The sequence below is a fragment of the Arthrobacter sp. M2012083 genome, from assembly GCF_000281065.1.
GTDB lineage: Bacteria > Actinomycetota > Actinomycetes > Actinomycetales > Micrococcaceae > Arthrobacter.
In genome coordinates this window covers 64,466-89,414 of the sequence record NZ_AKKK01000002.1, presented here as the reverse complement: position 1 = coordinate 89,414, position 24,949 = coordinate 64,466, and the positions used below count along the sequence as shown (strand labels likewise).

17 protein-coding genes are annotated in these 24,949 nt (G+C 61.8%); 13 read left to right on the top strand and 4 right to left on the bottom strand.

Annotation, left to right across the window (positions count from 1 at the left end; genetic code table 11):
- The first annotated feature begins 163 nt into the window (after positions 1-163).
- From A477_RS0101035 to A477_RS0101000, 8 genes are all read left to right on the top strand, one after another.
- Positions 164-1,972 carry an O-antigen ligase family protein gene (locus A477_RS0101035; RefSeq protein ID WP_026005269.1) on the top strand — a complete coding sequence of 603 codons (1,809 nt, stop codon included), beginning with the start codon at positions 164-166 and terminating at the stop codon, positions 1,970-1,972.
- Between the two features lie 172 nt (positions 1,973-2,144).
- Complete coding sequence (locus tag A477_RS0101030; protein ID WP_026005268.1) at positions 2,145-5,114, top strand: putative Ig domain-containing protein; 2,970 nt, start codon at positions 2,145-2,147, stop codon at positions 5,112-5,114.
- 134 nt (positions 5,115-5,248) lie between these two features.
- Positions 5,249-6,805: a polysaccharide pyruvyl transferase family protein gene (locus tag A477_RS21865; RefSeq protein ID WP_237715689.1), complete on the top strand. Its 1,557-nt coding sequence runs from the start codon at positions 5,249-5,251 to the stop codon at positions 6,803-6,805.
- 93 nt (positions 6,806-6,898) lie between these two features.
- Positions 6,899-7,771 carry an MBL fold metallo-hydrolase gene (locus A477_RS0101020; RefSeq protein WP_237715688.1) on the top strand — a complete coding sequence of 291 codons (873 nt, stop codon included), beginning with the start codon at positions 6,899-6,901 and terminating at the stop codon, positions 7,769-7,771.
- A 113-nt stretch (positions 7,772-7,884) separates the two neighbouring features.
- Positions 7,885-8,967 carry a hypothetical protein gene (locus A477_RS0101015; protein ID WP_017197188.1) on the top strand — a complete coding sequence of 361 codons (1,083 nt, stop codon included), beginning with the start codon at positions 7,885-7,887 and terminating at the stop codon, positions 8,965-8,967.
- 98 nt (positions 8,968-9,065) lie between these two features.
- Positions 9,066-10,856: a cell wall anchor protein gene (locus tag A477_RS23415; protein WP_026005267.1), complete on the top strand. Its 1,791-nt coding sequence runs from the start codon at positions 9,066-9,068 to the stop codon at positions 10,854-10,856.
- A gap of 196 nt (positions 10,857-11,052) precedes the next feature.
- A complete protein-coding gene (locus A477_RS0101005; RefSeq protein ID WP_017197184.1) occupies positions 11,053-12,270 on the top strand; it encodes an MFS transporter in 1,218 nt (405 codons plus the stop codon).
- 238 nt (positions 12,271-12,508) lie between these two features.
- The gene (locus A477_RS0101000; RefSeq protein WP_026005266.1) at positions 12,509-15,328 is read left to right on the top strand and encodes a S8 family serine peptidase; all 2,820 of its coding nucleotides are present in this window, start codon (positions 12,509-12,511) and stop codon (positions 15,326-15,328) included.
- Positions 15,329-15,427: 99 nt separating this feature from the next.
- On the opposite strand, the gene A477_RS0100995 is transcribed toward A477_RS0101000, so the two are convergent.
- The gene (locus tag A477_RS0100995; RefSeq protein ID WP_017197182.1) at positions 15,428-16,783 is read right to left on the bottom strand and encodes an acyltransferase family protein; all 1,356 of its coding nucleotides are present in this window, start codon (positions 16,781-16,783) and stop codon (positions 15,428-15,430) included.
- Positions 16,784-16,993: 210 nt separating this feature from the next.
- Between A477_RS0100995 and A477_RS0100990 the strand changes: the two genes are divergently transcribed.
- Entirely contained in the window at positions 16,994-17,269 is a 276-nt protein-coding gene (locus A477_RS0100990) for a hypothetical protein (protein WP_017197181.1), read from the top strand.
- Positions 17,270-17,362: 93 nt separating this feature from the next.
- Here A477_RS0100990 and A477_RS0100985 read toward each other — a convergent pair whose 3' ends face one another.
- A complete protein-coding gene (locus A477_RS0100985) occupies positions 17,363-18,373 on the bottom strand; it encodes a phosphatase PAP2 family protein (RefSeq protein ID WP_017197180.1) in 1,011 nt (336 codons plus the stop codon).
- 53 nt (positions 18,374-18,426) lie between these two features.
- Between A477_RS0100985 and A477_RS0100980 the strand changes: the two genes are divergently transcribed.
- From A477_RS0100980 to A477_RS0100965, 4 genes are read left to right on the top strand one after another with little or no spacing between them, the layout of a single operon-like run.
- Positions 18,427-19,845 carry an extracellular solute-binding protein gene (locus A477_RS0100980; RefSeq protein WP_017197179.1) on the top strand — a complete coding sequence of 473 codons (1,419 nt, stop codon included), beginning with the start codon at positions 18,427-18,429 and terminating at the stop codon, positions 19,843-19,845.
- Positions 19,842-20,807, top strand: a complete 966-nt coding sequence (locus A477_RS0100975) for a carbohydrate ABC transporter permease (RefSeq protein ID WP_017197178.1) — start codon at positions 19,842-19,844, stop codon at positions 20,805-20,807. The genes A477_RS0100980 and A477_RS0100975 overlap by 4 nt, the downstream gene beginning before the upstream one ends.
- Before the next feature lie 8 nt (positions 20,808-20,815).
- Positions 20,816-21,688: a carbohydrate ABC transporter permease gene (locus A477_RS0100970; RefSeq protein WP_017197177.1), complete on the top strand. Its 873-nt coding sequence runs from the start codon at positions 20,816-20,818 to the stop codon at positions 21,686-21,688.
- A gap of 28 nt (positions 21,689-21,716) precedes the next feature.
- Positions 21,717-23,123, top strand: coding sequence for a glycoside hydrolase family 32 protein (locus A477_RS0100965; protein ID WP_017197176.1), 1,407 nt, complete (start codon positions 21,717-21,719; stop codon positions 23,121-23,123).
- 18 nt (positions 23,124-23,141) lie between these two features.
- Here the strand turns inward: A477_RS0100965 and A477_RS0100960 are convergent, their stop codons facing one another.
- Together A477_RS0100960 and A477_RS0100955 are read right to left on the bottom strand one after the other, a co-directional pair.
- The gene (locus A477_RS0100960; protein WP_017197175.1) at positions 23,142-24,191 is read right to left on the bottom strand and encodes a LacI family DNA-binding transcriptional regulator; all 1,050 of its coding nucleotides are present in this window, start codon (positions 24,189-24,191) and stop codon (positions 23,142-23,144) included.
- Between the two features lie 78 nt (positions 24,192-24,269).
- Positions 24,270-24,899 (bottom strand): DUF2510 domain-containing protein, encoded by a 630-nt coding sequence (locus A477_RS0100955; protein ID WP_017197174.1) that lies wholly within the window; start codon positions 24,897-24,899, stop codon positions 24,270-24,272.
- Positions 24,900-24,949: the final 50 nt, after the last annotated feature.

Sequence of the window (24,949 nt, the reverse complement as noted above, 5' to 3'; positions counted from 1 at the left end):
CCCCCATATATTTGATTTTCGACGCCGAGTCAAGTCAAGTTGTTGCGTCAGCCACATGCTATTTCTTATACGGCGGGCCTGTCGATCATGGGGGAAAATAGTGCAATCATTACGCTGCATTTGGGAGTCGACTTTCGGTAGTCACCGAATGGCGCTTCTTAGTGTGACTTTATTGGTCGCAACACCCTTGATCATGCTGCCGGGCGGCTTCCACAGGTTCGTTCTGCCAAAACTCGCCATTTTGTTTCTCGCGTTGTGCCTGGGTCTCCTGGCCCCGGCAACGTCAAGACCTGGGCGTCCTACGGTGCTGATTTTGGCAGCCATAGTGGGGACATATGTCATTGCGGCATTGAGTTCCGGCGATCTGTCAGCTGCCATTGTTGGACGGTGGCCGCGGTACGAAGGCCTGCCTGTCCTGCTCTTATATGTGGGCTTGTTGGTGGTGGGAGCGCGTGTCTTGGGTGGTTCCTCCGCTTCAACGAGCAGGCGGTACCTGGTACATGGGCTGTGCTTCAGCATGCTCGTTTTGGCGCCGATCGCAGTTGCCGAGGCGGCTGGCCTTCGACCCCTTGGTGGTGCCGATGACATACGACCCGGAGCGACGTTGGGTAATGCCACCGATCTGGGCTTGGCGGGCTTGGTCGCTTGCCTGCTGCTTCTGCCCCCGGCGTTATGGTCCAAGAATAAATTGGCGCAAATAGGAGCGGCTGCGGCAGGGGTTGTAACAGTCACTTCGGGTTCCCGTGCTTGCATCCTCATTCTGGTTATTTGCGGAATTATGCTCTTTGGATTCAAAGCCTTCCAGTTGTTGAAATCGGGAAAGCCCGTCCATGCGATCGTCGCCCTCCTGGGATTCGTAGGCGTTGCCGCAGTTTTGTCCTGGTCCATCCCTTCAGTTGCGGAACGTTTGTTCAGCATGGAGACCGTTACGGGCCGCGTGTATCTCTGGGAGGCATCCCTCCAGGCTCTGTCCGGCAACATGTTGTTAGGTCTTGGGGCAGGTCATTTCGTGGACATTTTGCCTTCCCACCTATCTGATGCCTTCGCCAAGAATGTGGGAACTGAGTTCCCCGCGGATAGCCCGCACATGCTCCTTCTCCAGCTGGTCAGCGCGGGTGGATTGTTCTTCCTTCTCTCCGTTGCTGCAGCTGTGTGCATGGTCTTAGTGGTGGGCGTCGGGCGTATCCGCACCTCGCCGTTGAATGAACACAAACTATTTCTGATGGGCGCCCTGACAGCCACTTGCGGCTACGGGTTCGCACTCATGACCCACTTCACCTCACCGGGAACCACTGCGGTGGTTTGTGTCCTCGCTGGTGCCATTCTTGGGAAGGCTCCGGTGCAGAATGAGGCGATCGACAGTCCCCGCGGTAGGGCTTCTGATGTCGCTCGCATATCAGCAGTTGGGCTGGCGCTGGTGGGCGCCATCGTTGCTGGTGTCGCGGCAAGTGCGGAGATACCCATGAAGTCAGGTACTGACTTAGCCGCCGCGGGTGAAATCCCGAGAGCTACTGAGGAGTTCGAACAGGCAAAGGCCCTACGGCCCTGGGACCAGGACATCGATCTTCTTGCCGCACAAGCATTCGCTGTTCGTGCCGTCAAGGGCGATACAACAGCGGCAGCTGCCGCTACCACTTGGGCGGGGACCGCCGTCGAACGTAACCCGTCTTCCATGGAGGCGCTTACTGCGCTTTCCATCGGGCAACTGGGGACCGGAGATGTTCAGTCCGCGCGGAAAACGCTGGACATGCAGATCGAGCGCTCGCCGTGGACATCGGAGCCCCACCTCCTACGGGGACTCGCCAAAGCCAGCGGCCAGGATCTGGAGGGTGCGATCGCGGATATCGAACGTGCTGCGGCGCTGACCCCCAAGCCGGAGCGAGCGCTGAACATCCTCTCGGAGCTGTACGTTGTGTCGGGCCAAACGGACAAAGCCATTGAAGTGGAGGAACGGCTGGCCCGGGCCCGGTAGACCAGAAATTGGAGTAACCGGATAATAACGCTATCTTTTGGAATATCTATTAATCGGTAGATGAAAATGGGGGCGGGTTTCCGCCAAAAAGTGCGGAAAGTAGCCATTAGTGCGCCATAAATCCAGACGAAGACTCGTAACTTCAGGGCTTAGCCTTGCCTTATCGGCATTCATGATGATCGGAATGATTCCGGCAAATGCAGCTCCGGTAACTCCCGTAGAGCCAGTGGTTCTCTCGGAATCCACGACACAAACCCAGCCGACCGTCGTTACGGCACAGGACAGCGGCCCATCGTTCCCGGCTCCGGCCACGTCTCCCTTTGCCGACGTCTCCACGTCCCAGCAGTTCTACGCTGAGATGGCGTGGCTGGCCGGCGCGGGCGTCAGTACTGGATGGTCCGAGGCCAATGGGTCGAAGACCTACAGGGCCTTGCAGGCGGTTAACAGGGACGCGATGGCGGCCTTCATGTACAGGCTCTCCGGCAGCCCCGGATTCGTTCCTCCGGCTGAGTCACCTTTCGCTGATGTGTCCACGTCCCAGCAGTTCTACAAAGAGATGGCGTGGCTGGCGTCCAAAGGCATCAGCACCGGCTGGACCGACGCAGACGGTTTCACCAAAACCTACAGGGCACTACAGCCGGTAAACCGCGACGCCATGGCAGCGTTTTTGTACCGTTTGGCAGGCAGCCCGGACTACACAGCACCGGCAGTTTCGCCGTTTGCCGATGTCGCCACCTCCCAACAGTTCTACAAGGAAATGGCATGGCTTGCCTCCACAGGCATCAGCACCGGTTGGACCGAAGCCAATGGTTCGAAGACGTACCGGGCGCTGCAGGCCGTAAACCGTGATGCCATGGCAGCGTTCATGTACCGCTTCCACCTGAACACAAGCCCGCTGACCATTGCGAACGAGCGCTTGATGGACGGCATCGCCGGAGTCAGGTACCTCGAGCAGCTCACGGGGGCCGGAGGATTCGGCTCCTTGGTGTGGAATGCAACGGGCCTTCCCCAAGGTGTAACTCTTTCACCAACCGGTGTTCTGTCCGGTTCTCCAGCGGCAACAGGCGACTACCCGGTCACTGTCACAGCCACTGATGATTCCGGAGTGACGCTATCGCGGACCCTGAGCCTGAACGTCCCGGAAGCCGCGCCCGAGGAATGCGCGGGCAAGCCCTGCGAGATCCTGGTGCCCCAGGAAAACACGGTCCACGTCCCCGGGGACAACATCGTCGCCGTCAACAGGGACCCCGAATCGAACGACATTGTCTCGGTGGAGCTCACGGCCGTCGATGTGACCGTGGGCCAGGTGCTGACTCTCGACCCTTGGGCCAATCTCGAGTCCGGTGCAATCCTCAACGTTGACGACGTCCAGATGACTGCTGACAGGACGCTTTTGGTGTTGGTCTCCACGGCCAACCTTTCCGCGGCCTACTCCGAGGGCACCGTTCATTTCACGGACGAAGCAGCAGTAACCACTTCACTGGGAGAATCTGAAGCGTTCTCCACGCCCTTCGCTGCAAAGGAACCAGTCCCGGCACCGAAGAAAATACAGTGTGAAGGTGGAGCGACCGCGGACCTCAAGGGCCTGTCTGTTACCCCGAACATGAAGCCTTCGCTCTATGCCGATTGGAAGCCCTTCTTTGGCGGTCTTCACCAGCTTCAGGCAAACATCGAGGGCTCCATCACCGTCAACCTGGGAGCAGCTGTTTCCGGGGAAGGTGTGTGCACAGTGGCCGGTCCCGAGGTCAAGGTGACCGTCCCCTCAGGCGCAGGTGCCATCGTCATGGTGGCCCAGCCGTCCCTGACGTTTGAAGTCAACGGGAAGCTGGACCTCAGCACGTCCGTAACCCTCAAATGCGGTACGTCTTACCAATGGCGGGACGGACAGGAAAGCCGGGCCGCTACGTGTGGCACCGAGCACGAGCCGCTGGGCCTCTCCAGCGATTCAGGCATCGAAGCGACCCTCACGGGCGCAATCGATACACGCGTCACATGGGTGGAAATCGTCGGAATTACGGGCCAGATTAATGCGTCCGTATCTGCCGCGTACCACCCAACCGAGGACCCTATGGCAGAGCTCAAGGGCAAGGTTGGATTCGAACTTGGCGCCTGCCTCATCTGCTTCTTCGACGGCGGTCCCAACGTGACCATCTACTCCGGAACGATCTATGAAAAGACCATCGCCTCCTGGTCCACGAAGCCCGCAGCCCCTGGGGCTCCTGGCGCAGAAGTGCCCCCGACGGTTGCCCCTTTGAAGGTGCTTTCTACTTCATTGCCCAGTGCGACTGTTGGGAAGGCATACAAAATAGGCCTCGCGGCCAAGGGTGGGACTCAGCCTTACACCTGGACGATTTCGAAGGGAACGCTTCCTTCGGGTCTCGCTCTGAATTCCGGAACCGGAATAGTCTCAGGTGTCCCAAGTACGGTGGCAACTGCCGACATCACCGTTACAGCTACGGATAACTTGGGCGTTGTTGCATCGGCACCCTTGACCTTGGTTGTGAACCCCACCCCGCCGCGCGGAGATAAGGTCCTCGTATACGCCGACGGTGACGAGGGGTATGGCATAAAGAACGTCGCCAAAACTCTCCGCGACGCCGGCGCAGAGGTTGTGGAAGCGACCTCCCTCCCTGCCGACCTGAGCGGCTACAAGTCAATCTGGAACCCGTCACGCTACGGTTGGAGCGATGCAGACGAGCGCCGCGTCGCCGGCTATGTAGCCGACGGCGGAGCGGCCTACCTCACGGGGGAACGTCCATGTTGCGAGGCTCTGAATGCCAGCGTTCAGAACGTCCTCCGCCATGTACTTACCGATCAGAACGTTGTAGTGGGCCAGATGGGTGATGTGCAGGGAACCTTCTCGTTCAATCCTGCTGCCAGCAACGAAATCACCAAAGTGCCCAACGTGCTCACCACTTTTGACCCCGATGCGCCCGGAGCCATCAGCGGAATGGGTGGTGTGGACGCCCGGAACGTCTTCGCTCGAAGCGAGAGCGTGGCCATCGGAGGCGTCTGGGCCGAAGGGGATATGAAGACCGGACGAGGACGCGTTGTTGTCTTGATGGACATCAACTATCTCGAGTACGACGCTAGAACGCCGATCATCCAAAACATCCAGCACTTCCTGTCCAAGACTCCCTGATTCAAATTTATCCACGGAAATGACCCGCTCATGGCGGGTCATTTTCGTCTTAACTGAACAGGAGTTCGGACGAACCCTGTTCAGATAACCCGGTACGCTGAAAGCTCCCTTTTGCGTCCAACCACCGGAGTGCCGTGCGAGTCGTAGTTCTTGGAGATATTGGTCAGCCCGTTTACCACGTGGGCGACGAAGCCATGACCCATGCCGTGGTGGACGAACTACGCGCCAGGGGAGTCTCTGACATCGTGCTGTTGTCGCGGGATCCGGAGCAGAGCACCCGTATTTTCGGGACTTCCTCGGTGAAGACACTGGAATTCCCGTGGCCTCCGCACCGGCGTGAGACGTACCTCCGTGAAATCCGTGCCATCCTCGCCGGAGACATGACTGCCCTCCCCGCCGAGGATCAGGTCCACGCGCTCATCGAGACCATGAAGACCTGCGATGGCGTAGTGATCGCCGGCGGTGGGAACATGACCTCGCCTTACGGCTGGCTGCTTTACGAGCGCGCAGCTGTTGGAGCCATTGCCAACGCCTTGGGTAAGCCGCTCGTCATTTCCGGACAGACAGTTGGACCCGTCCTCACGGGACCCGACTACGACACAGTGGTCGAGCTTTTCCGCTCAGCGACGCTCACCAGCGTCCGCGAGCAGACCTCCTGGGAGCTGATGCGGAACGCGGAGGTGCCCGCAGGTTTGACGCTCGACGACGCCAGCTTCCTAGAGGTGGACCACGCCCTTCCGGCCGCCCTCGAACTGGACCATGTCACCTACAAACCCCAACCTGGTCGGCCATTCCTGGTTGCCACTTTCGCGCCCGGTACCGGCGCCATGGACAAGGACGCTTTCAACCAGCGCATCGCTGAGGTGCTGGACAGAATCGCCGACGCCGGGAACCTGGACGTCGTGATGATCCCCCACATGTCCCACCCGGGCCAGGCGGACATCGACATCGAAACCCACCAGGACATCCGGCAGAGGATGCACACGGAGAACGTGGTGGTCTGCGGCCAGCTGTCTGCTGAGGAATCCGCGTCGCTGACAATGCAGGCCGAGTTTGTGGTTGCGAGCCGGTACCACCCTATTGTCTTCGCACTGTCAGCGGGCGTTCCTTGCTTGGGCATCGCCGTGGATTACTACGGCGAGGTCCGTATCGGCGGCGCACTGGCCAACTGGGGCCTCGGCCACACCATGCGTTCCCTGCGGCACCTGGCCACTCCGGAATTCGATACCTACGTGGATCAGTTGTGGGCCGGCCGCGACGACATCAGTGCCTACCTGAAGCAACTCAGCCCGACGCAAGGCGAGTTCCAGCGCGCCTGGTGGGACGCCGTCGTCGAGACTTTGAAGGGGGCCCGGCCAGAGGCGCCGGTCCTCATCAGCCCGGAACCGGCATTCCGTGAACTCGCGTCCGGTGAGCATCCGTCCGTGGCCAAGCTGACGGCCAACAATGAACTGCACATCGGCCACCAGTCGGTAGAGCTCTTCGGACTGACCCACGTCCTGGAAGACACCAGTGGAAGCCTCGGCGCTGTGGAAGCGGAGCGGGACCGGCTGCGGGGCGAACTGAACGACCTTACTGAAGCGCTCGCAGCAAGGGAGTCCGAGCGCGAGCAACTCGAAGCCGAGCTTCAGGCGCTGAAGTCCTCCTTGTTGGTGCGTGCCGGCCGAAAGCTCAGGCTGCTCCGGCGCTAAGGAACATCCGCCGGCCTTCCAGCGTTCGTACGGGTTCCGTGGGTAGAGTAGAGGCCTGAACATCGCCGGATTGCAGTGGATACGGAGCACGAATTGTCAGCTTGGCTAGAACTCGGACCAGACAACTACGTCTTGGAAACCGAGGGATCGTTACTCAACACCGGACTTGTGGTGGGCTCAGAGCTCGCCATGGTCATCGACACCGGCTGTGGTCCGCGCCAAGGCCGCGAGATCCTCGCCGCAGTCCGCGAAAAAACCCAGCTTCCGCTGGTTGTGGTGAACACCCACGCGCACTACGACCACTTCTTCGGCAACGCAGTATTTGCCGACGACGGCGTCACGGAGTTTTGGGCGCACGCCAACTGCGCGGAGACCATAGAACGGGACGCCGACAACCAGCGACGTTTCGTGGCCACCAACGAACCTGAGATGGCAGCGGGGGAGGGTGACGCCGTCGACATCGTCGTCCCCAACGCCCTCGTCCACGATCAGCCCGTCCTGGTAGACCTTGGCGGCATCACCGCAACTCTCTTCTACCTGGGCCGAGCGCACACTGACGGCGACCTCCTCGTTGGCACCAGCTCCACGCTGTACGTGGGGGACTTGGTTGAACAAGGTGCGCACCCGTCGTTTGAGGACTCCTATCCGGAGGAGTGGGCGGACGCGCTGCGGCACATCTCGGCCCTGCGCCACCGCTACGAGTTCCTGGTCCCGGGCCACGGCAAGCCCGTCAGTGATGAGTTCGTGAAAACCATGGCGGACACCATGAGCACCGCCGTCCGGCAGGCAACGCAGTCCATTCGCGACATGCCTTCCGACGCCACCAAGGCAATTCCCGTGCTGCCTTACGGACCGGAACAATCCCGCTGGTTTATCAAACGGCTCCAGGAAACCAACGCCCAAGGACGTTCATCATTGGGCACCCCGGACTTTGGACCCGGTAAAACGGGTTCCTACCCTTCTTAAACAAGGTTCCTTACAAATTTGTCATCTTGTTTACTCCCAGGCATGGACTAATGGCTTAGTCTCGTCCTAGGATGAAGGCGACCATTGGTTCGCGACTACCTGGGGGTGTCGAGATGAGGGGTTCGCGCGTTTTCCCGCGTGCTGCCAGCATTCTCCGCTCTGTCATGGTCGCGGGCGCCGGTACCGCAATCTGGATGGCCCTCTCCGCTTCGGCCGCGAGTGCAGACACTGGAACTTCCGACAAAACCCTCTTGGGCAGTGTCGCGTCCTCCAGTTCCGTCAACATCCCGGTGCCGAACGTACCCCTGCCGAACCTGGTCCAAGGATTAGTTCCGACCGAACAGATCAACGTGCATGTGCCGGCGGTGACGCCCCTCGTGGAGCATGTCGGGGGCACCGTTGACCATGTGGTTGCCGAGGTTCCGGTAGTCAACCAAGTGGTTCCTCCAAACACGGCAGGCACCGTGGTGAACACCGTCGTGGTTCCGGCCACGGACACCGTGGACCACACGGTCAACGTTGTTGTTCCGCCGGTAAATCAGGTGCTGGAACCCGCTCGTTTGGAACCCGTTACTGACGTGGTAAACCCGATTGTGGAACCAATTGTCGGCGTGGTGGACACAGTTCTTGCACCCGTCGAAGCAGTCGTTCCGCCTGTTGCCGTCCCGCCCGTGGTCGTGCCGCCTGTAACGGCGCCGCCGGTTGTTGACCCCGGGACCTCGCCGGTGGCCGAAGTCCCGAGCGTGCCAGGCACTGACGTTTCGATTGTCCCCGCTACGGCGGACGTAGCCGCCCTGGTGACTACCGGCGTCGTCAGTTCACCAGACGCAACACTTCCCGAGCCCAGCAAACTGGACGTCCACGCGAACCATTCAGGGGTGGCCGCTGAAGCATCAGCGTTGCTAACACCTACCCGCAATTTTGGTCCTACAGGGATTACCGCGGTGCTCGGCGGCGCCTCCTCGGCCGCCGATCCCGCGTCGCCCTCGAGGTTGCCCACTGACCCTGCGACGGCACCCGCCGGCCTCACGGGAGCCGGTTCCGGCAATTCCCAAAACGGTCCGCCCAGCCCGGCAGCAGCCTTCCTTCACGACGCACTTATCATTCCCGTAGACGCTCTTCCCGGCCTGGAATCGGCCGATGCTGAACAACATCCAAAGCCGGTATGCTTCGATCCCGGCTCCTCTCCTGACTAGTTCCCCAGCCAGCCGCGCAGCACTTCGCGGCAGACGGTCATTCGGGCGATCCGTCACTCGGACGTCCTTGGGAACAAGGCCTTCAGGAGAGAATCAAAATGAACACGACCATACGCAAGTGCCTCATTGGCACATGCTTTGCCGGGGGCATGATCGTCCTCAGCGCTACTGCGGCAAACGCCGCGGACACCACCAGCGGCAAGGACGGAGTCCTTTCCGGAACGCAGGTGGTAGCGCCAGTAACAGCGCCCGTCAGCATCGGCGGAACATCACTTGGACTGTTGGGGGATTCAGCAGCTACGACGTCCGCGCCGGCACCTGCTGCAGGTTCAGGGTCCGCTGCAGCGCCAGCCGCCAGCACCAACGGCTCCAACAGCATCGGCTCCGGAACGCAGGTAGTTGCTCCGGTGACGGTGCCCATAAACCTGGGCTCGTCGTCAGTGGGTCTGCTGGGGGGCTCCACTGCGGCGAGCTCAGCCACACCTGCGGCTCCAGCTCCAACGGCAAGTTCGACGCCGGCAGCCAGCACCAGCGGCTCCGACGGTATCGCTTCGGGAACCCAAGTTGTGGCACCGGTGACGATCCCCATCACGGTGGGGTCGACGTCGGCCGGTGTACTTGGCGACTCAGCTGCCACATCGGCAGCACCAGCTCCTGCTCCGGCCCAAGCGCCGGCACAGGCAACGACGTCGGGGGGAGAGGGTATCGCGTCCGGCGCTCAGGTAGTGGCTCCGATTTCGGTCCCTGTTAACATCGGAGCCACTGCCGTGGGTGTTGGCGGCGATTCGTCCGCCACGTCCGGAACTTCGGCCGGAACATCGGGTTCTTCGGGCTCGTCCGGGACTTCGGCTCCGGCTACGTCGGGTGCTTCCACTTCCGGTTCGGATGGTGTTGGATCGGGGACGCAGGTAGTGGCTCCGATTACGGCTCCGGTAAACCTTGGTTCGACCTCGGCTGGTCTGTTGGGTGACTCTTCGGCCACGAGCACCGGCACGGGTTCTTCCGGAACTTCGGCTCCGGCTACGTCGGGTGCTTCCACTTCCGGTTCGGATGGTGTTGGTTCGGGGACTCAGGTAGTGGCTCCGATTACGGCTCCGGTGAACCTTGGTTCGACCTCGGCTGGTCTGTTGGGTGACTCTTCGGCCACGAACACCGGCACGGGTTCTTCCGGAACTTCGGCTCCGGCTACGTCGGGTGCTTCCACTTCCGGTTCGGATGGTGTTGGTTCGGGGACTCAGGTAGTGGCTCCGATTACGGCTCCGGTGAACCTTGGTTCCACCTCGGCTGGTCTGTTGGGTGACTCCTCGGCCACGAACACCGGCACCACCGGCGGCACTGCCCCGACGGGTACGACGCCTGGCAGCACCACTTCCGGCAATGGAGGACTTCTCTCCGGCACTCAGTTGGTCATCCCGATCACTGCTCCTATTACCGTTGGTTCCACCTCGGTGGGAATCGGTGGAGGCTCAACCGGTACCGTGAACCCGCCCGTTGTGAATCCTCCGGTGGTCACTCCTCCGGTCGTCAACCCGCCCGTCGTGAATCCTCCGGTGGTCACTCCTCCGGTTGTGAACCCGCCTGCTGACGGTGGCCCGGGCGCCGGCGGCGACACCGGCATCAACACTCCAGCAACCGGCGCAACGAGCACGGGATCAACCACCGTGGGCTCAACCACCATGGGTGTCGGCACGCAAGCCGCCACCGTAGTAACCGCTGGTAGCACTCAGGCCGCGTTGACAGCGGCAGCCATCACCGCCGTCGGAAGCGCCAACACCCTGGCCAAGACCGGACTGAACGGTAACTGGGTTCTGTGGGCTGGTGCCATGCTCCTGATGGGCTTGATGCTCGCAGCAGCAGGTCGCCGCAAGGCAGCAGCTAACCTCCGCTAAGCCGGGGAAGTAGTCTCACTTCGCATGTAGTTGTTGCGGCTCCGGGCTCCCGGAGCCGCAACAACTGCGACCAAGGTGCGGGCCTGACTACGGAGGGGAGCGCCGGGCGGCAACGGGTGCGCAGCAGCCCCCGACCGGGAGTGCGGAACGTAATGTGGCCCCTCGGCCCGCCAACGACGGTCATAGGATGAAAGGGATGACCACCACCCAAGCAGACAAAAACTTCAGCCTCCGCAGCGTCGCGCTACCGGCATTCGGGCCAGCTGTGCTTTTCTGTCTCGGTGAGGGGGCTGTCCTCCCGGTCATCGCGCTCTCAGCCCGCGACCTCGGCGCATCGGTGGCGGTGTCGGCGTTGATCGTGACGCTGATCGGTCTGGGTTCCTGGTTCTTCAACATTCCGGCGTCAATCATCACTGAGAAGTTCGGCGAACGGTGGTCGATCGTCGGAGCCGGTGCTGTAGGTGCGATCGCCCTCGGCGCGGCAGCCTTCGCACCGCAAATGGAACACGGACTCTGGCTGTTGGCCGCCTCCATGACCCTGGTGGGTATGTCTGCCAGCGTCTTCAATCTCGCGCGGCAAAAGTTCCTCACCGAGGCCGTGCCTGTCATGTTCCGCGCGCGAGCCCTCTCGACCTTGGGCGGCGTCACCAGGATCGGCCTCTTCATCGGACCATTCGTCGGTGCCGGCGTGATGCAATTCGCCGGAATCAGCGGCGCGTACTGGGTGGGCTTCGGTGGCATGATGGCTGCCGCTGCCTTGTCGCTCACCATCCCGGATCTGGTCGCTCCGAAAGCGGCCGACGGCGGTCCAAGACCTCCGGCGTCCACCCTGCGGAGTGTTGCGGTTTCCCATGCCGGAGTGTTCCTGACGGTTGGTTTCGGAATTCTCCTGCTGAGTGCTTTGCGGGCATCTCGACAGGTGGTGATCCCGCTGTGGTCCGATCATCTGGGACTTGATGCCACTCATGCTTCGTTGATCTTCGGCTTGTCCGGGGCGATCGACATGCTGGTGTTCTACCCTGCCGGGAAACTCATGGATAAGAAGGGGAGGCAATGGGTAGCCATCCCGTCCACTGTCATCATGGGGACGGCCTTGATCCTGGTTCCGTTGACGGCCGGATTCGTCCCGCTTCTCCTGGTCGCCTTGCTGATTGGTTTCGGCAATGGGATCAGTTCAGGGCTGATCATGACGTTGGGAGCTGACTTTTCGCCGGACAATGGGCGGAGTCACTTCTTGGGAATATGGCGGTTCATGGCCGACTCCGGTGCCACAGGTGGACCTGTGCTGTTGTCCGCGCTGACGGCTGCAATCTCGTTGTCGGCGGGTATCTGGGCCACCGGTGTCCTGGGGTTCGCAGCGGCAGTGGTGTTCGCCGTCGCAATCCCACGCCTGAAGCACCGGCGTAACTATTAGCCCTTTTCAAGGTGGCTTCGAGACCTCTTTTGGCTGTCCAAGAGCTCCTCTGAAACCTGAAGAAGTTGGATTTCTGCAGTATGCGTCGTGAAGTGGGTCAAGACGCCTCGCCCGATGCGGCGGAAGACTCACAGGCAATTCGCAGGAAAGTCCAAAGTGTGGCTAAACTCATGCTGGCCGCACTCTTGCGGCCATTTTTCCGCGCTCTTGGGGGCGTCTGAGCAGAGGGCGCTGTTTTATGCAGATCCGACGGAGAGCCAGTGTGCGCTCTCAAATAATAATTGCGGGCGTTATCGCCTTGGTTGGAGCCGCCCTCCCGGCGCTCCCGGCCGTGGCCGATGAAGCGCCGGTGCCTGTGCCGAGCGCAGCACCGCGGCCCATGTCCACCGACTCCTCGGTCCTCCCGACGGACCAATTCATCGTGAAGTTCAAGGAACGCGCAAGCATCCAATCACTGGATCGGAAGTCGTCCCTGAATCGCGCCGCTGGAACAATTGGTGTCCCTGTCCAAGCCGTGCGCACTCTTGCAACGGGTGAAGAAGTGGTGAAGACGGACAAGAAGCTCGGTGCTGAAGAAGCAAGTGAGCTGGTTTCCGCCCTGGCCGCTGACCCCAGCGTTGAGTACGCCGAACCCGACGTGATCATGCGACCTTTCGCGACGGCTCCGAACGACCCCCTGTACTCATACCAATGGCCACACAGCAGCATTGACAGTGGCGGGATGCGTGTCCTTGGGGCATGGGACGTAACTCAAGGGGCCGGGAGCGTGGTGGCGGTTATCGATACCGGCATTACCAACCACACGGACTTGAGCGCCAACATTTTGCCTGGCTTTGACATGATTCATGATCCCCTGGTTGCCGGCGACTCAAATGGACGTGATTCGAATCCGGCAGACGAGGGCGACGCGACCTACTACGGTGAGTGCGAGCCCGGATGGCCCGGGTATTCCTCTTCCTGGCACGGGACTCATGTGGCCGGCCTTGTGGCCGCTGTTGCAGGAAACAGCAAGGGCGTGGCAGGCGTGGCTCCCAAGGCAAAGGTCGTTCCGGTGCGCGCGCTGGGCATCTGTGGCGGATACGCCTCCGACATCGCAGACTCGATCGTCTGGGCGGCGGGTGGAACTGTGTCGGGAGTCCCGGCCAATGCAAATCCAGCGAACGTCATTAACTTGAGCCTCGGCGGCCTTGCGACTTGCTCCACCATTTACCAAAATGCCACGGACTTTGCCCGAAGCAAGGGCGCCTCGGTAGTGGTGGCTGCAGGCAATGAGGGCATCGATGCATCGAAGGTCAGCCCCGCCAACTGCAAGAACGTGCTGGTAGTTGGCGCGAGCACCCGGAACGGACTCAAGGCCTCGTACTCCAACTTTGGCGTAAACGTGGATGTCGCAGCTCCCGGCGGAGACATGACCAGCGACGGTACTGCTGGAATTTTGTCCACACTTAATAACGGCTTGGACGCTCCTAACGCCGAGGGCTACTCCTTCATGGAGGGCAGTTCCATGGCCGCTCCTCAGGTAGCCGCAGTAGCAGCCATGATGTACTCAACACTGCCTGCCCTGACAACCGCTGATGTTGAGCAGAGGCTCAAGGCCTCGGCTCGGCCGATCAACGGCTGTGGCTGCGGCGCTGGTTTGGTTGACGCTAACGCCACTCTCGCCAAGGTGGCTGCCGAGGCTGCGCCAATCACGGCGGGCACTCCCACAATTTCCGGTGAGGCTGCTGTGGGTAGGACCCTGACTGCTGCGCCGGGTTCCTGGAATAACACTTACGAAGCCACATGGAAGTATCAGTGGAACCGGTGGGACACACCTATCACCGGGGCAAATGGCGCGGCCTACGTACTAACTGAGGATGACCACCAGGCCGCTATCACGGTCACTGTTACTGCAACCAAGAAGTTCGTACCGGCTGTGTCCGCAACATCGGAACCCACAGCCCAAGTGGCTCCCGGAACCCTGTCTGGTAGCACGCCCGTTATTGTAGGCTCCGCTTACGAGGGCAGCACGCTGACCGCCAATCCGGGTACCTGGGAGCCGGCCCCCGTGGACTTGACCTATCGCTGGACCCGCAACAAGCCCGGCACCACCGGGGAGCACGTCTCCAGTGTCTCTACTTACACCTTGACGAGCGACGACATCGGCAGCACGCTTTCACTGTATGTCATGGGTAACAAGACCCCATACTGGCTGCTGGAGATGTCCAGCCAGCCAACACCTGTTGTAGTAGCCGCTGATAAGGCTGTCTCTCCCGAGGCAGTGGTATTCACGGAGGCTCCGTACATGGGCAACGATAGCTACACTATTCCGGAGTCCGAGACCATGGACTACCAAGTAGATGGCAAAACGCTCCAAGCCGGAACTCACCCCGCTCGAGGACAGGCCAAAATTACGGCCGTTCCTAAGAGCGGTTATGCAGTGCTCAATGGGGCGACTTCAGAGTGGAAGGCCTACTTCAGCGCAAAGGGACCGGAATTTACGGCGCCTGCTGTTTCACCCTTCCGGGACCTGGCGACCACCCAGCAGTTCTATAAGGAAATGTCCTGGCTTGCAGACCGCAAGATCTCTACCGGTTGGGTGGAGGCGGACAAATCCGTCTCATACCGGCCGGTGACTCCCATCAACCGTGACGCAATGGCAGCATTCCTTTACCGTGCGGCCGGCTCGCCGGACTACACACCTCCCGCGCAATCGCCCTTCAAGGACGTTGCAACCACGCAGCAGTTCTACAAGGAGATGGCATGGTTGGCCGAAACCGGCATTTCATCCGGATGGACTGAGAACGGGGCTCGTTACTACAAACCGCTGACCCCCATCAAACGCGACGCGATGGCTGCCTTCCTGTATAGGTTGGTCAACAAGCCCGACTATGAAGCACCGATGAATCCACCTTTCAAGGACCTCGATTCAGGCCAGCTGTTCTACAAGGAAATGGTCTGGATGAGCGTTGCGGGGATTTCCTCTGGCTGGCAGTTAGGGGAGAACAACTACTGGTACCAGCCGATGGAGCCCATCAACCGCGACGCCATGGCAGCATTCCTGTACCGCCTGCCATAGCTGTTGTGAGGGTCGCTGCTCGTGACTCGCTTTGAACCAACAACGGCCGCCGAACAACCTGATCAGGTTGTTCGGCGGCCGTTTGGTTTTTAAAGAAGGTCAGGAAGCCACGGATCCCGTTGAGGGAATCCGCGGAGTCTTCCACGCCCGGTCAGGAACCTTGCCGGACACCAGAGCCACGGCGATCACCAGCAGCACGAGCCCCCACGTCGCATTCGTCACGTCCAGCGCCGACCTCATCACCACGAACGGCGGGATGATGGCCAGGACAGTTCCGGCAACGATGCGCCACATGGCAGGCCGGACCGCGCCGGGGGCCAGTGCAGTGCTGGCGAGTTCCAGACGGACCAGAGGGGTGGAGACCAGCAGGACCAGCGCCCACGCGGCCACATAGAACAGCGGCCGGCTGAGCCACCACTCGGTGCCTGCGGGCTCGGGGAAGGGCAGGCGAAGGACCAGCGCAATTCCAAACATGGCGATGATCAACGGCAAGTGCCACAGGTAAATGGTCATTGCACGGCTACCCACCACGAACATCACCTTCTGCACCCAGCCGACGCGGACGCATCGCTGCAGCACAGGGTAGACGGCTTTCACCAAAAGAATGTGGGCCAGTCCCACCAGGATCAGCGGGAACATGGGCGGGTTCTGGCTGGTCAGCATGTCCACGGGATAGGGGCCGGCATGCGTCAGCGGAACCATCACGGCGTAGCAGCCGCCAGCGGCAAGAACGAGCTTCCACTTGCCGAAGCGGTCAAAGAAACCGTCGGCGTAGAAGAACCCCAGCTGCTGCAGAAGTCCCCACACGAACACCATGTTCAGCAGACCGATCGGGTTCGAATCGAAGCCCCACGGATTGCGCTCCAAACCCAAACGAAGGACATCGACGACGACGGCGCCCGCAGCCAGCGCGGCAATGGTCCGGTAGGGCGCTGCCTCGTGAAACTTGGCCATTGTAGGAACCATGGCCTGGCAGATCAGGTACGCGGCCAGGAACCACAGCTGCACGCCGGCGCCCGCAGCGATAACGGCGAGCAGATCAGCGGGGACGCCAGCCGCCGTCGCACTCCACAGGGCAACGGCGAGGAAGATGTAAAGGGCGACCGTGGGCCGGACCAGCCGCAGCACCCGGTTCCTGAGGTAGTCGCCGGCGTCGCCGCCCTTGCGTTGCAGGCTGCGCCATGACGTGAGCGAAGCAAATCCGCCCACCACGAAGAAGAGCGGCATGACCTGGCCGAACCATGTCCCTTGGGCAAACCAGCTCAGGGATGTAAGGGGATTGCCGACGCCGATGCCGGCCTGGTCCACGCTGATCCCCATCATGAGCAAGTGAACGGCGACAACGGCAAACATGCAGGCGACGCGGATGAAATCGACCACCATATCGCGGGAAGCCGGGACGTCGAGACCTTGGGCGTTGCTTCGGTGCGAGGCAGATCTAAGGGTGGATGACATGGGAGCTCCTGGTATTAGCCGCTGTTTGTCCATCGATTGGAATAACTGTAACCCATGAGGGACGACCGGTCGACGTAATCCTCAGAAACCTTGTGGCATCCGGGTCAGGATGGGCGTGGCCGGGCGTAGCCTAGAAGAGGACCGCACTCACGATCACTCGAGATTTCACGCGGCGCATTTCATGAATCCACCCCCCACCAATGAAGGGCAGTGCTGATTGTTATGCACATCAAAGAATTCTGGGACCAGCTCTCACCGGACACGCAGCAGTGGCTCATCGACAATCCGGGAACCATGATTGTGCCCCGGACGGTCACTGCGATCATCAACGGCGAGACGGGGGAGAGCGATGCCGTTGACGCGCATGGTGGCACGCACCTCACGGATGAGGACCGGCACTTTATCCATGAGCAGGCGCGGGCGCGTGCTGGATCTGCTGCTGCGGATGGGCCCAAGTTCTTCGACTCAGTGGGACCGGCGGACTAGGCCTCTGAGACTGCGCGCCCTTTAGCGCCGACTGCCCCCGTAGCCACTGGTGCGCGGGGCGCGAAGGGGTGCGCCGCCGTCGCAATAAGCGCGCTAGCCCTTACGTGCCGCCAGGCCGAACAGCCACGTGCCGCCGAGCGCGGACAGGTAACCAGCGATCACAATGAAGGCAGTGCCGGCCCAGAAGTAGTCGATGGTGCTGTCTGTGCTGAGGTCGGGCACCTGCAGCAGCGAGTACGCTGCCACTAAGCCGGCGATCACCAGCGCCGCCACGGTGAGCCAGACCCACAGGCGCGACGCTGCCCAGTGCTCGCCGTACCCCTTCCATACATTCCAGCTGTTGCCGGTGCGGAGGATGAGCCAACCTGCCGGAAGCATGATGGCGGCCACCACCAGGAAGGCGGCGACGACGTCGGCGGGGCGATGCCACTGGTTGATGAGTGTGGAGACTCCCGTGGCCACTGCGAACGTGCTGCCAAAGAAGCCTGCCAATGGGCGCCAGCGGGGCGAAACCATGAGGAACACCGCGGCTGCAGCGGATGCGGCCAACGTGGTGTGCCCGGAGGGGAGTGAGTTCAATTCCAGGGTCTGGACGCCGCGGTCGGGCCTGTCCGGGATGAGGAGCTTGAGGATCTGCGTGGCCGCGTTGGCGGCGATGCAGGCTGCGACTGCGATTCCGGCGGCCGTCCAGCGTCGGCGGGCTACGGTCACGAAGAGGACCATGATCGCGGCGATGGCCAGCGACAGCATGGGAAGCATGTCAAGGAATTCGGTGGAGGCCCTGCCGGCTGTTCCGCCCAATACGGTGGCCTCAACCAGGGCGGACTCATCGATGAACTGGCCTGCAGTGGTGCGCACAAAGAAGTAGTACGTCGCAGCCAGTCCAATGGCGCTGGCGATCGTTGCGAGGCAGAAGAGGAAGCCGGTGCCGGCGCCTGCCGGGCGTCCTTGAAGCGGCCGTTTGCTCGACCTCCCGCTGGTGCGGAATTGCTGGGAACTCATTCTGACTAGACTGCCACAGTTCTCTGGGCGGCTCGTGTGAGTCTTCCTTGCGCGTGGCGGGCACTGGTGAGGCCTCGGCAACATTCCTGTGACGCTTGACACGTGTTAGGTGGCGGGATTAGGCTTCCTAACACGTGTTAGGGAAGGAAATCTTTATGTCGGGAACCAATGGGGCTTTGCGCGAATTCACACGTAGAAGTGCCCTCACAGCCCTCGGCGTCGGAATTGTGGGAGTCACCGCGGCGTCGTGGCCGCGCCTGACCGGGTCCGACATTCCAGGCCGGGGAGACAACAGCCTCAGCATCGCCATCATGGGCACAGCCGCAGACGCCGCAGCCCGCCAGAAGGTCATTGACGCTTTCGCCAAAGTCCACCCCGAAATCAAGGTCAAGGTCCAAGCGATCCAGGCTGTGGACTGGAAGGACTTCTTTACCAAGATCCTCACCATGGTTGCGGCAGGGACCCCGCCGGACGTGGTGTACGTGGCAACGGAAGGCGCCCAGCTGTTCGCCGAGAAGCTGGCCCACCCGCTGGATGAGTACCTGCGCCGCGACGCCGACCATATGAAGGAATACTTCGAGGACGTCCACCCCAGCTTGGTGGAAGCGTTCATGTACAAAGGCAGCCTGTTCCAGCTCCCCATCGACTGGAACGCGGCCAACATGTACTACAACACCGCATCACTCCGCTCGGCAGGCCTGGAACGGCCCTCCGATAACTGGACGCACACGGACTTCCGCAGCACACTGGCCGCGATGAAGAAGGCCAAGCCTGCCGATTTCACCCCTTACTACTGGACCAACCGTCTCTTCGGCGGAGTGGTGCCGTGGCTGTACGCGAACGAAACCAGCTTCCTCAAGGAAACCAAGTCCCCGGGCGGCGATTGGCTGTGGGATGGCTTCTACGCCAACGACCCCACACGCAACCTCCGCTCCGGCGGCTACCAATGGCTCGAACCCAACGCCGATGATCCCCGGGTCTTCGAATCCTTCGACTACCTCCGCGGACTGGTGAAGGACGGACTTGGTGTACGGCCGGAGGAAGGCGGCGGCAGCGCACTGATCGGCCTCTTCGCCTCCAACAGGATAGGCACGACGCCGGCAGGCGGCTATTGGGTCCAAGGCCTCCACGAGGCGGGCATGACAGAGAACGACTTTGACGTCCAGTTCTTCCCGAAATGGCGGACCCAGCGCCACCAGTTCGGCACGGCAGGCTACGCGATCATGAAGACCGCCAAGGATAAGGACGCCGCTTGGGAATGGGTGAAGTTCAGCTCCAGCCGTGAAGCCATGCAGATCGTGTTCCCCACGCCGAACACCACACCTGCCAGGCGCTCCATGGTCAACGAGCAGCTCTACGCAGGAACCGGTCCGCGGAACTGGAAGGTCTTCTACGACACCCTGGACAAGTTCCCCACCACAGGTCCCATTCCAGCCCCACCCCAGCAGGCCGCCGTCGAAACCGCCCTGATGAAAAACGTAAGCCTGGCTGTCAGTGGAGACGAGCGTCAACTGAAGGACGCCCTCAGTTCCATGCAGCGCGACCTTGAACTGGCCCTGAGGAGGCAGCCATGAGCACCGCAACCAGTACACCTACGGGGACGGGCAGCGAACCGGGCCGCCGGCAGGCCGCCCATAAAACCGGAGATAGCTCCAAGCGCGGACGCATGCAACAACGCTGGCTGCCTTGGGCCTTCCTCGCACCCACCATCGTAGGTATGGGCATCTTCACCCTGCTGCCGATCGTTGCCTCAATCGCGCTCGCATTCTTCCGTTGGGACATCATCTCGGCGCCGACATTCGTGGGCTTCGACAACTTCGCCGAGGTAGTCCAGGACCCCACCGTGCGGGTTTCGTTCCTCAACACCATCGTGTTCGTTGTGGTGGCTGTGGCCCTCCAGCTCGGACTGGCACTTGGCCTGGCCATCATGGTTCAGGAGAAGCTCCCGGCCTGGCTCAGGGTGTTCTTCCGCTCGGCATTCTTCTTCCCGTTGATCCTGTCCGCGGCATCTGTATCGATCTTCATGCGGTACCTGTTCAACGAACAATTCGGCGTCGTGAACTGGTTGCTGTCCATTGTTGGCATCCCAGCGGTTCCCTGGCTGACGACGCCAACCGGGTCGGCCGCCGTCGTGATTCTTGTCTATGTGTGGCAGAACTTCGGGTTCTCGTTCCTGCTGTTCATCGGTGGTCTTGCCTCGATTCCCGTGGAGACGTACGAGGCCGCGTCGATCGACGGCGCGACAGGCTGGCGAAAGCACTGGTTCGTCACCCTGCCGCTGCTGAGCCCCACAACCCTGGTTGCCTCGGTCATGGCGATCATCAACGCACTGCAAGTCTTCGACCAGCCCTATGTGCTCACCCGCGGTGGACCCGGCGACTCGACGCGCACGGCCGTGATGGTGATCTTCGAGTCCGCGTTCCAGCGCCTCGAATTCGGCCAGGCCTCGGCGATCGGCGTGATCCTGACGCTCATCATCATGGCCATCACAGCCGCGCAGTTCCGGCTCAGCAAACGATTCGTCTTCTACCAGTAAGGCCCGCCATGACTACCATCCAAGAACGTGTCACCACCACGGCGCCCGTAGTGAAGCGGAAGAAGCGCGGCTGGTCAGTGGCCGTGCGCGTCATAGTTTTGCTGATCGCGTCCGTCTTCGTCCTGGGGCCCGTGTTGTGGACGCTGTCCACGTCGCTGCGTCCGCCGTCGGAATCCTTCCAGCTGCCGCCCGCGTTCCTGCCGCTGAACCCGGACCTGACCTCCTACGAGCAAGTGTTCAAGCAGCTCAACATCGTGGCACTGGTGGTGAACAGCGCGCTCGTTACGGGCCTCATTGCCGTAGGGCAGATGATCACCGCCGCACTTGCTGGGTACGCGTTCGCGCACCTTCGTTTTCGCGGACGTGGTGCACTGTTCTCGATCGTGCTGGCCACCATGATGGTGCCCGCGCAGGTCACGATCGTTCCCGTGTTCATGCTGATCCGCGGTGTCGGGCTTTCGGACACGCTGCTCGCACTCATCATTCCGGCCATCCCGACGGCGTTCGGCACCTTCCTGATGCGCCAGTACTTCATGGGGTTGCCCGGTGAGCTCGCTGAAGCGGCCGCGATCGACGGCGCCTCGCCGTGGCGGACGTTCCGTTCCGTGTATGCGCCGCTGGCCATGCCGGGCCTGGCGATCGTAGGCATCCTGGCGTTCAACTTCCATTGGAACGAGTTCTTCAGGCCACTGATCATGACTATCTCCGAGCAGAACTTCACGCTGCCGCTGGGCTTGGTCTCCCTCCAAGGAAACCTCGGCACAGGCAGCATCTCCGTGGTCCTGGCCGGCGTTGTCCTCTCCATGATTCCCGCGCTGGTGGTGTTCATGTTCGGCCAGCGCGCGCTGCAGGACGGGCTCACCGCAGGCACGGGCAAGTAGTTTCGCATCTCTTTTGAAAGGGGTTCCGTTGACGGACCTTGCACTCTCTTCTTCCCTGGCTATGGCGGCGACGCACCCGGACCCGGCGTTCCCGCGCTTTCACCCGCGTCCGGCACAGGGCTGGATCAACGACCCCAACGGCATCAGCTACATCAACGGCCGTTACCACGTGTTCTTCCAGTACAACCCGGACTCTGCCCGGCACTCGCAGATCCAGTGGGGGCACGTGAGCTCTGTTGATTTAGTGCACTGGGAAGAACACCCTGTGGCACTTTCGCCTCAGCCCGGCGGGCCCGATTCCGCCGGGTGCTGGACCGGCGTGGTGACCTCCGACGGTGGCGTGCCTACCGCGGCGTACTCCGGGGTCCGCGACCATGGCGGTCATTCCCAGGTGGTGATTGCCCGCGGTTCCGCTGATCTGGTGACGTGGAAGCAGGACGGGCACGTTGCCGCCTCAATGCCTGCTGATCCGCTGGTGACCGCTGTGCGCGACCCGTTCATCTTCCGCTTCAACGGCGCCCGCTACGCCATGCAAGGTGCGGGCCTGGCCGATGGTCGCGCCGCATTGCTGTTGTACTCGGTGGAGTCCCTTGACGACTGGAAGTACCAAGGGATTTGGCTGACCTCCGCCGATCCCGTGGCTGCTGCCCATACGCCGGCCGAGATCTGGGAATGCCCACAGCTGGTTCAGGTACCTGTCGCTTCGGGTGGCTCCGCGTGGGTCATGATGTTCTCCCTGTGGCTCTCGGGCGACGACCACGAGCACGCCAACGGGGTGGGGCACCTCATCGGGTCCCTTTCCGCGGACCCCGCGACCGGGCTGCCCGTGTTCACGCCATCATCCGGAGGGAAGTCCGACCTTGGCCGCGACTTCTACGCCCCGCAGATCATGCAGCTCTCTTATGGTTCGGCTGACTCTTCACCTGCGGCGCTGCTGTGGGGGTGGGCCAATGAAGGTCCCGGACGTGACGGTCGCCGTGGTCGCACGCAGCAAGAAATCGACGACGCCGGGTGGTCGGGTGTCTTGACGCATCCCCGCGTTTTGTCGGTGGTCGACGGGGCGCTGGTGGTATCTCCTGTGCCCGAGGTTGAGGCGTATCGGGGTGCATCCATGGCTACGGGTGCTGCTGGTTCCGTTGTGCTTCCGGGATTCGCAGAGGTGCTGGTGCGGGGCGCCGCTGGTGTTTCTGGCGGTGGTGCCGGTTCCCTGGAGCTGGTGCTTGGTTCGGGAGCCGATGCTCAGGTGGTTTACTCAGGTTCCTTGGCAGAGGGCGAAGAGCTGCGGATCTTCATCGATGCATCCCTCATAGAGGTGTACCGCTCGGGTTCAGTCGCCACGACCATCCGGGCCTACCCGGCTCCAGGGGAGGAATGGCAGCTCACCTTGCCCGACGGTGCGACTGCCGACGCCTGGGAGTTGGCGCTTCCGGCGTAGGCGGCAGGCCGGCGTGCGTCAGCGGGTAGGGGCGGGTCCCGTCGACTCACGCACCACAAGCTGGCAGGGGACCATCGTTGCGGCGGTGGTCCCCTTTCCGGTGTCCGTGCCTTCGATCGCGTCCAGCAACTTGGTCATGGCTGCCCGGCCGATCTCCCGGAGGGGCAGTGCCATGGTGGTGAGGGAGGGAACCATGGTGTCGGCTATACGCGTTTCGTCGTCGTAGCCCATGATGGACAGGTCCTCGGGAACGCTGAGTCCCAGGCGCGCTGCGGCAAGGGCGACGCCGACTGCCAGACGGTCGTTCGCGCACATGACGGCCGTGGGCCGATCGGCCGGGGACACGCCGTCGAGCAGTTTCATGGTCCCGCGGTAACCGGCGTCGATGTCCCAACCCGCCATGAAGATCCGGTCTTCACGGACCGGGGCGCCAGCCGCAGCGTGGGCATCACGGTAACCCTGAACACGCAAGGGAGCTGCGGGCGAATCCTCCGACCCGCCCAGAAGTGCGATGTCCCGGTGGCCAAGCTCCAAGAGGTGCTCAGTGGCCTCCCTGCCACCAGTGACTTCGTCCGGAATGACGTGATGCAACTGAGGCTGGGCGTGGTTGTCGTAGCAGTTGGCCAAGACCGATGGGACGCGGAGCATCCCGTGCGGGACGTCGATGGGTTTCAGGCCAACGGTCACGTACATGAGCCCATCAACCTGCCGGTCCAGGAGGGTTTCGATGGCGCTCTCATCCCTGGCAGTGTCCCGCTCAGTGTCCATGACGACAGTCACGAACCCGCGGCTCCTTGCCACGTCATCTGCGCCGCCGATGATGTTGCCATCGAAGGGGCTGACCACTACTTCATCGGCCAGGATGCCGATCACGCGCGAGCGTTGGTTCCGCAAGCTCAGGGCGATGGCGTTGGGGGAGTAGTTGAGCTCCTCGGCCGCTTGCCGGATCCGGTCTTGGCTTTCCTTGGCCACGTTCCCGTCGCCGCGCCCGTTCAGAACCAGCGACACCGCGCTTCTGGAGACGCCCGCCCTTTTGGCGACGTCCAGTGCGGTGGCCTTGCGGTTCATGGGAAAGTCCTTCCGTGCTCTATTGTCAGCAGTCTACCTAACGCGTGTGAGGTTCCACCCTCGGACATTCTCCCGGCTTTATGTCGAGACCGAGTACCCGAGCTGGGAGTACATCGATTGCATGAAGTTGGACATCCAGATGCCGGTGACCACCATGCTGACAACAAACACGGCGATGGTGACCCATACCGGCCACAGCCCCCGTTTGGGCGCCACTTTGTTGACGATCACAGAGCGGCCGATCACATAGACAAGGGCGCTAAGGAAGGCCCAGGCCCAGTGAAAAGGACGGACGACGCCGGACTTGAGCAGGCGTTGACGGTCCAGGAACGCGAAGAAAACCGAGAGTCCGTAGAACAGGAAGCTTGAACCCATCAGCAGGAAATAGGCGGGGGTGTACATGGAGAAGGGGTCCATGGTGGTAACCCCCTGCCGGGTGGTGATCATCCTGAACTCCGGCTGCCAGGTAAAGAGGAGCAGGATGGAGACCAGAGGCATCAACGTGATTGCCCAGATGAACGGGTTGTACACGGGCGTCTCAGGGCTGAGCTCAGGACGCGGCGCCGGGACCGGTGCCTGAAACTGACCGGGTGCCTGGAATTGGGCGGGGGCTTGGTGCGCTGTCCAGGCGCGCCCGTCCCACCACCGGACGAAACGCGGGTCCGAAGGATCCGGGTACCAGCCGGAAGGCGTACTTGAACCAGGCATTGATTGAGTCATTATTCCCCCACTTTGAGTCGTGGTTCTGAGAATATCGC

What these genes read in the sequence shown, in the direction of transcription:
- A477_RS0101030 (WP_026005268.1), top strand. Translation starts at nt 2,145, where the DNA reads ATGATGATCGGAATGATTCCGGCAAATGCAGCTCCGGTAACTCCCGTA.
- A477_RS0101015 (WP_017197188.1), top strand. Translation starts at nt 7,885, where the DNA reads ATGAGGGGTTCGCGCGTTTTCCCGCGTGCTGCCAGCATTCTCCGCTCT.
- A477_RS23415 (WP_026005267.1), top strand. Translation starts at nt 9,066, where the DNA reads ATGAACACGACCATACGCAAGTGCCTCATTGGCACATGCTTTGCCGGG.
- A477_RS0101005 (WP_017197184.1), top strand. Translation starts at nt 11,053, where the DNA reads ATGACCACCACCCAAGCAGACAAAAACTTCAGCCTCCGCAGCGTCGCG.
- A477_RS0101000 (WP_026005266.1), top strand. Translation starts at nt 12,509, where the DNA reads ATGCAGATCCGACGGAGAGCCAGTGTGCGCTCTCAAATAATAATTGCG.
- A477_RS0100995 (WP_017197182.1), bottom strand. Translation starts at nt 16,783, where the DNA reads ATGTCATCCACCCTTAGATCTGCCTCGCACCGAAGCAACGCCCAAGGT.
- A477_RS0100980 (WP_017197179.1), top strand. Translation starts at nt 18,427, where the DNA reads ATGTCGGGAACCAATGGGGCTTTGCGCGAATTCACACGTAGAAGTGCC.
- A477_RS0100975 (WP_017197178.1), top strand. Translation starts at nt 19,842, where the DNA reads ATGAGCACCGCAACCAGTACACCTACGGGGACGGGCAGCGAACCGGGC.
- A477_RS0100970 (WP_017197177.1), top strand. Translation starts at nt 20,816, where the DNA reads ATGACTACCATCCAAGAACGTGTCACCACCACGGCGCCCGTAGTGAAG.
- A477_RS0100960 (WP_017197175.1), bottom strand. Translation starts at nt 24,191, where the DNA reads ATGAACCGCAAGGCCACCGCACTGGACGTCGCCAAAAGGGCGGGCGTC.
- A477_RS0100955 (WP_017197174.1), bottom strand. Translation starts at nt 24,899, where the DNA reads ATGCCTGGTTCAAGTACGCCTTCCGGCTGGTACCCGGATCCTTCGGAC.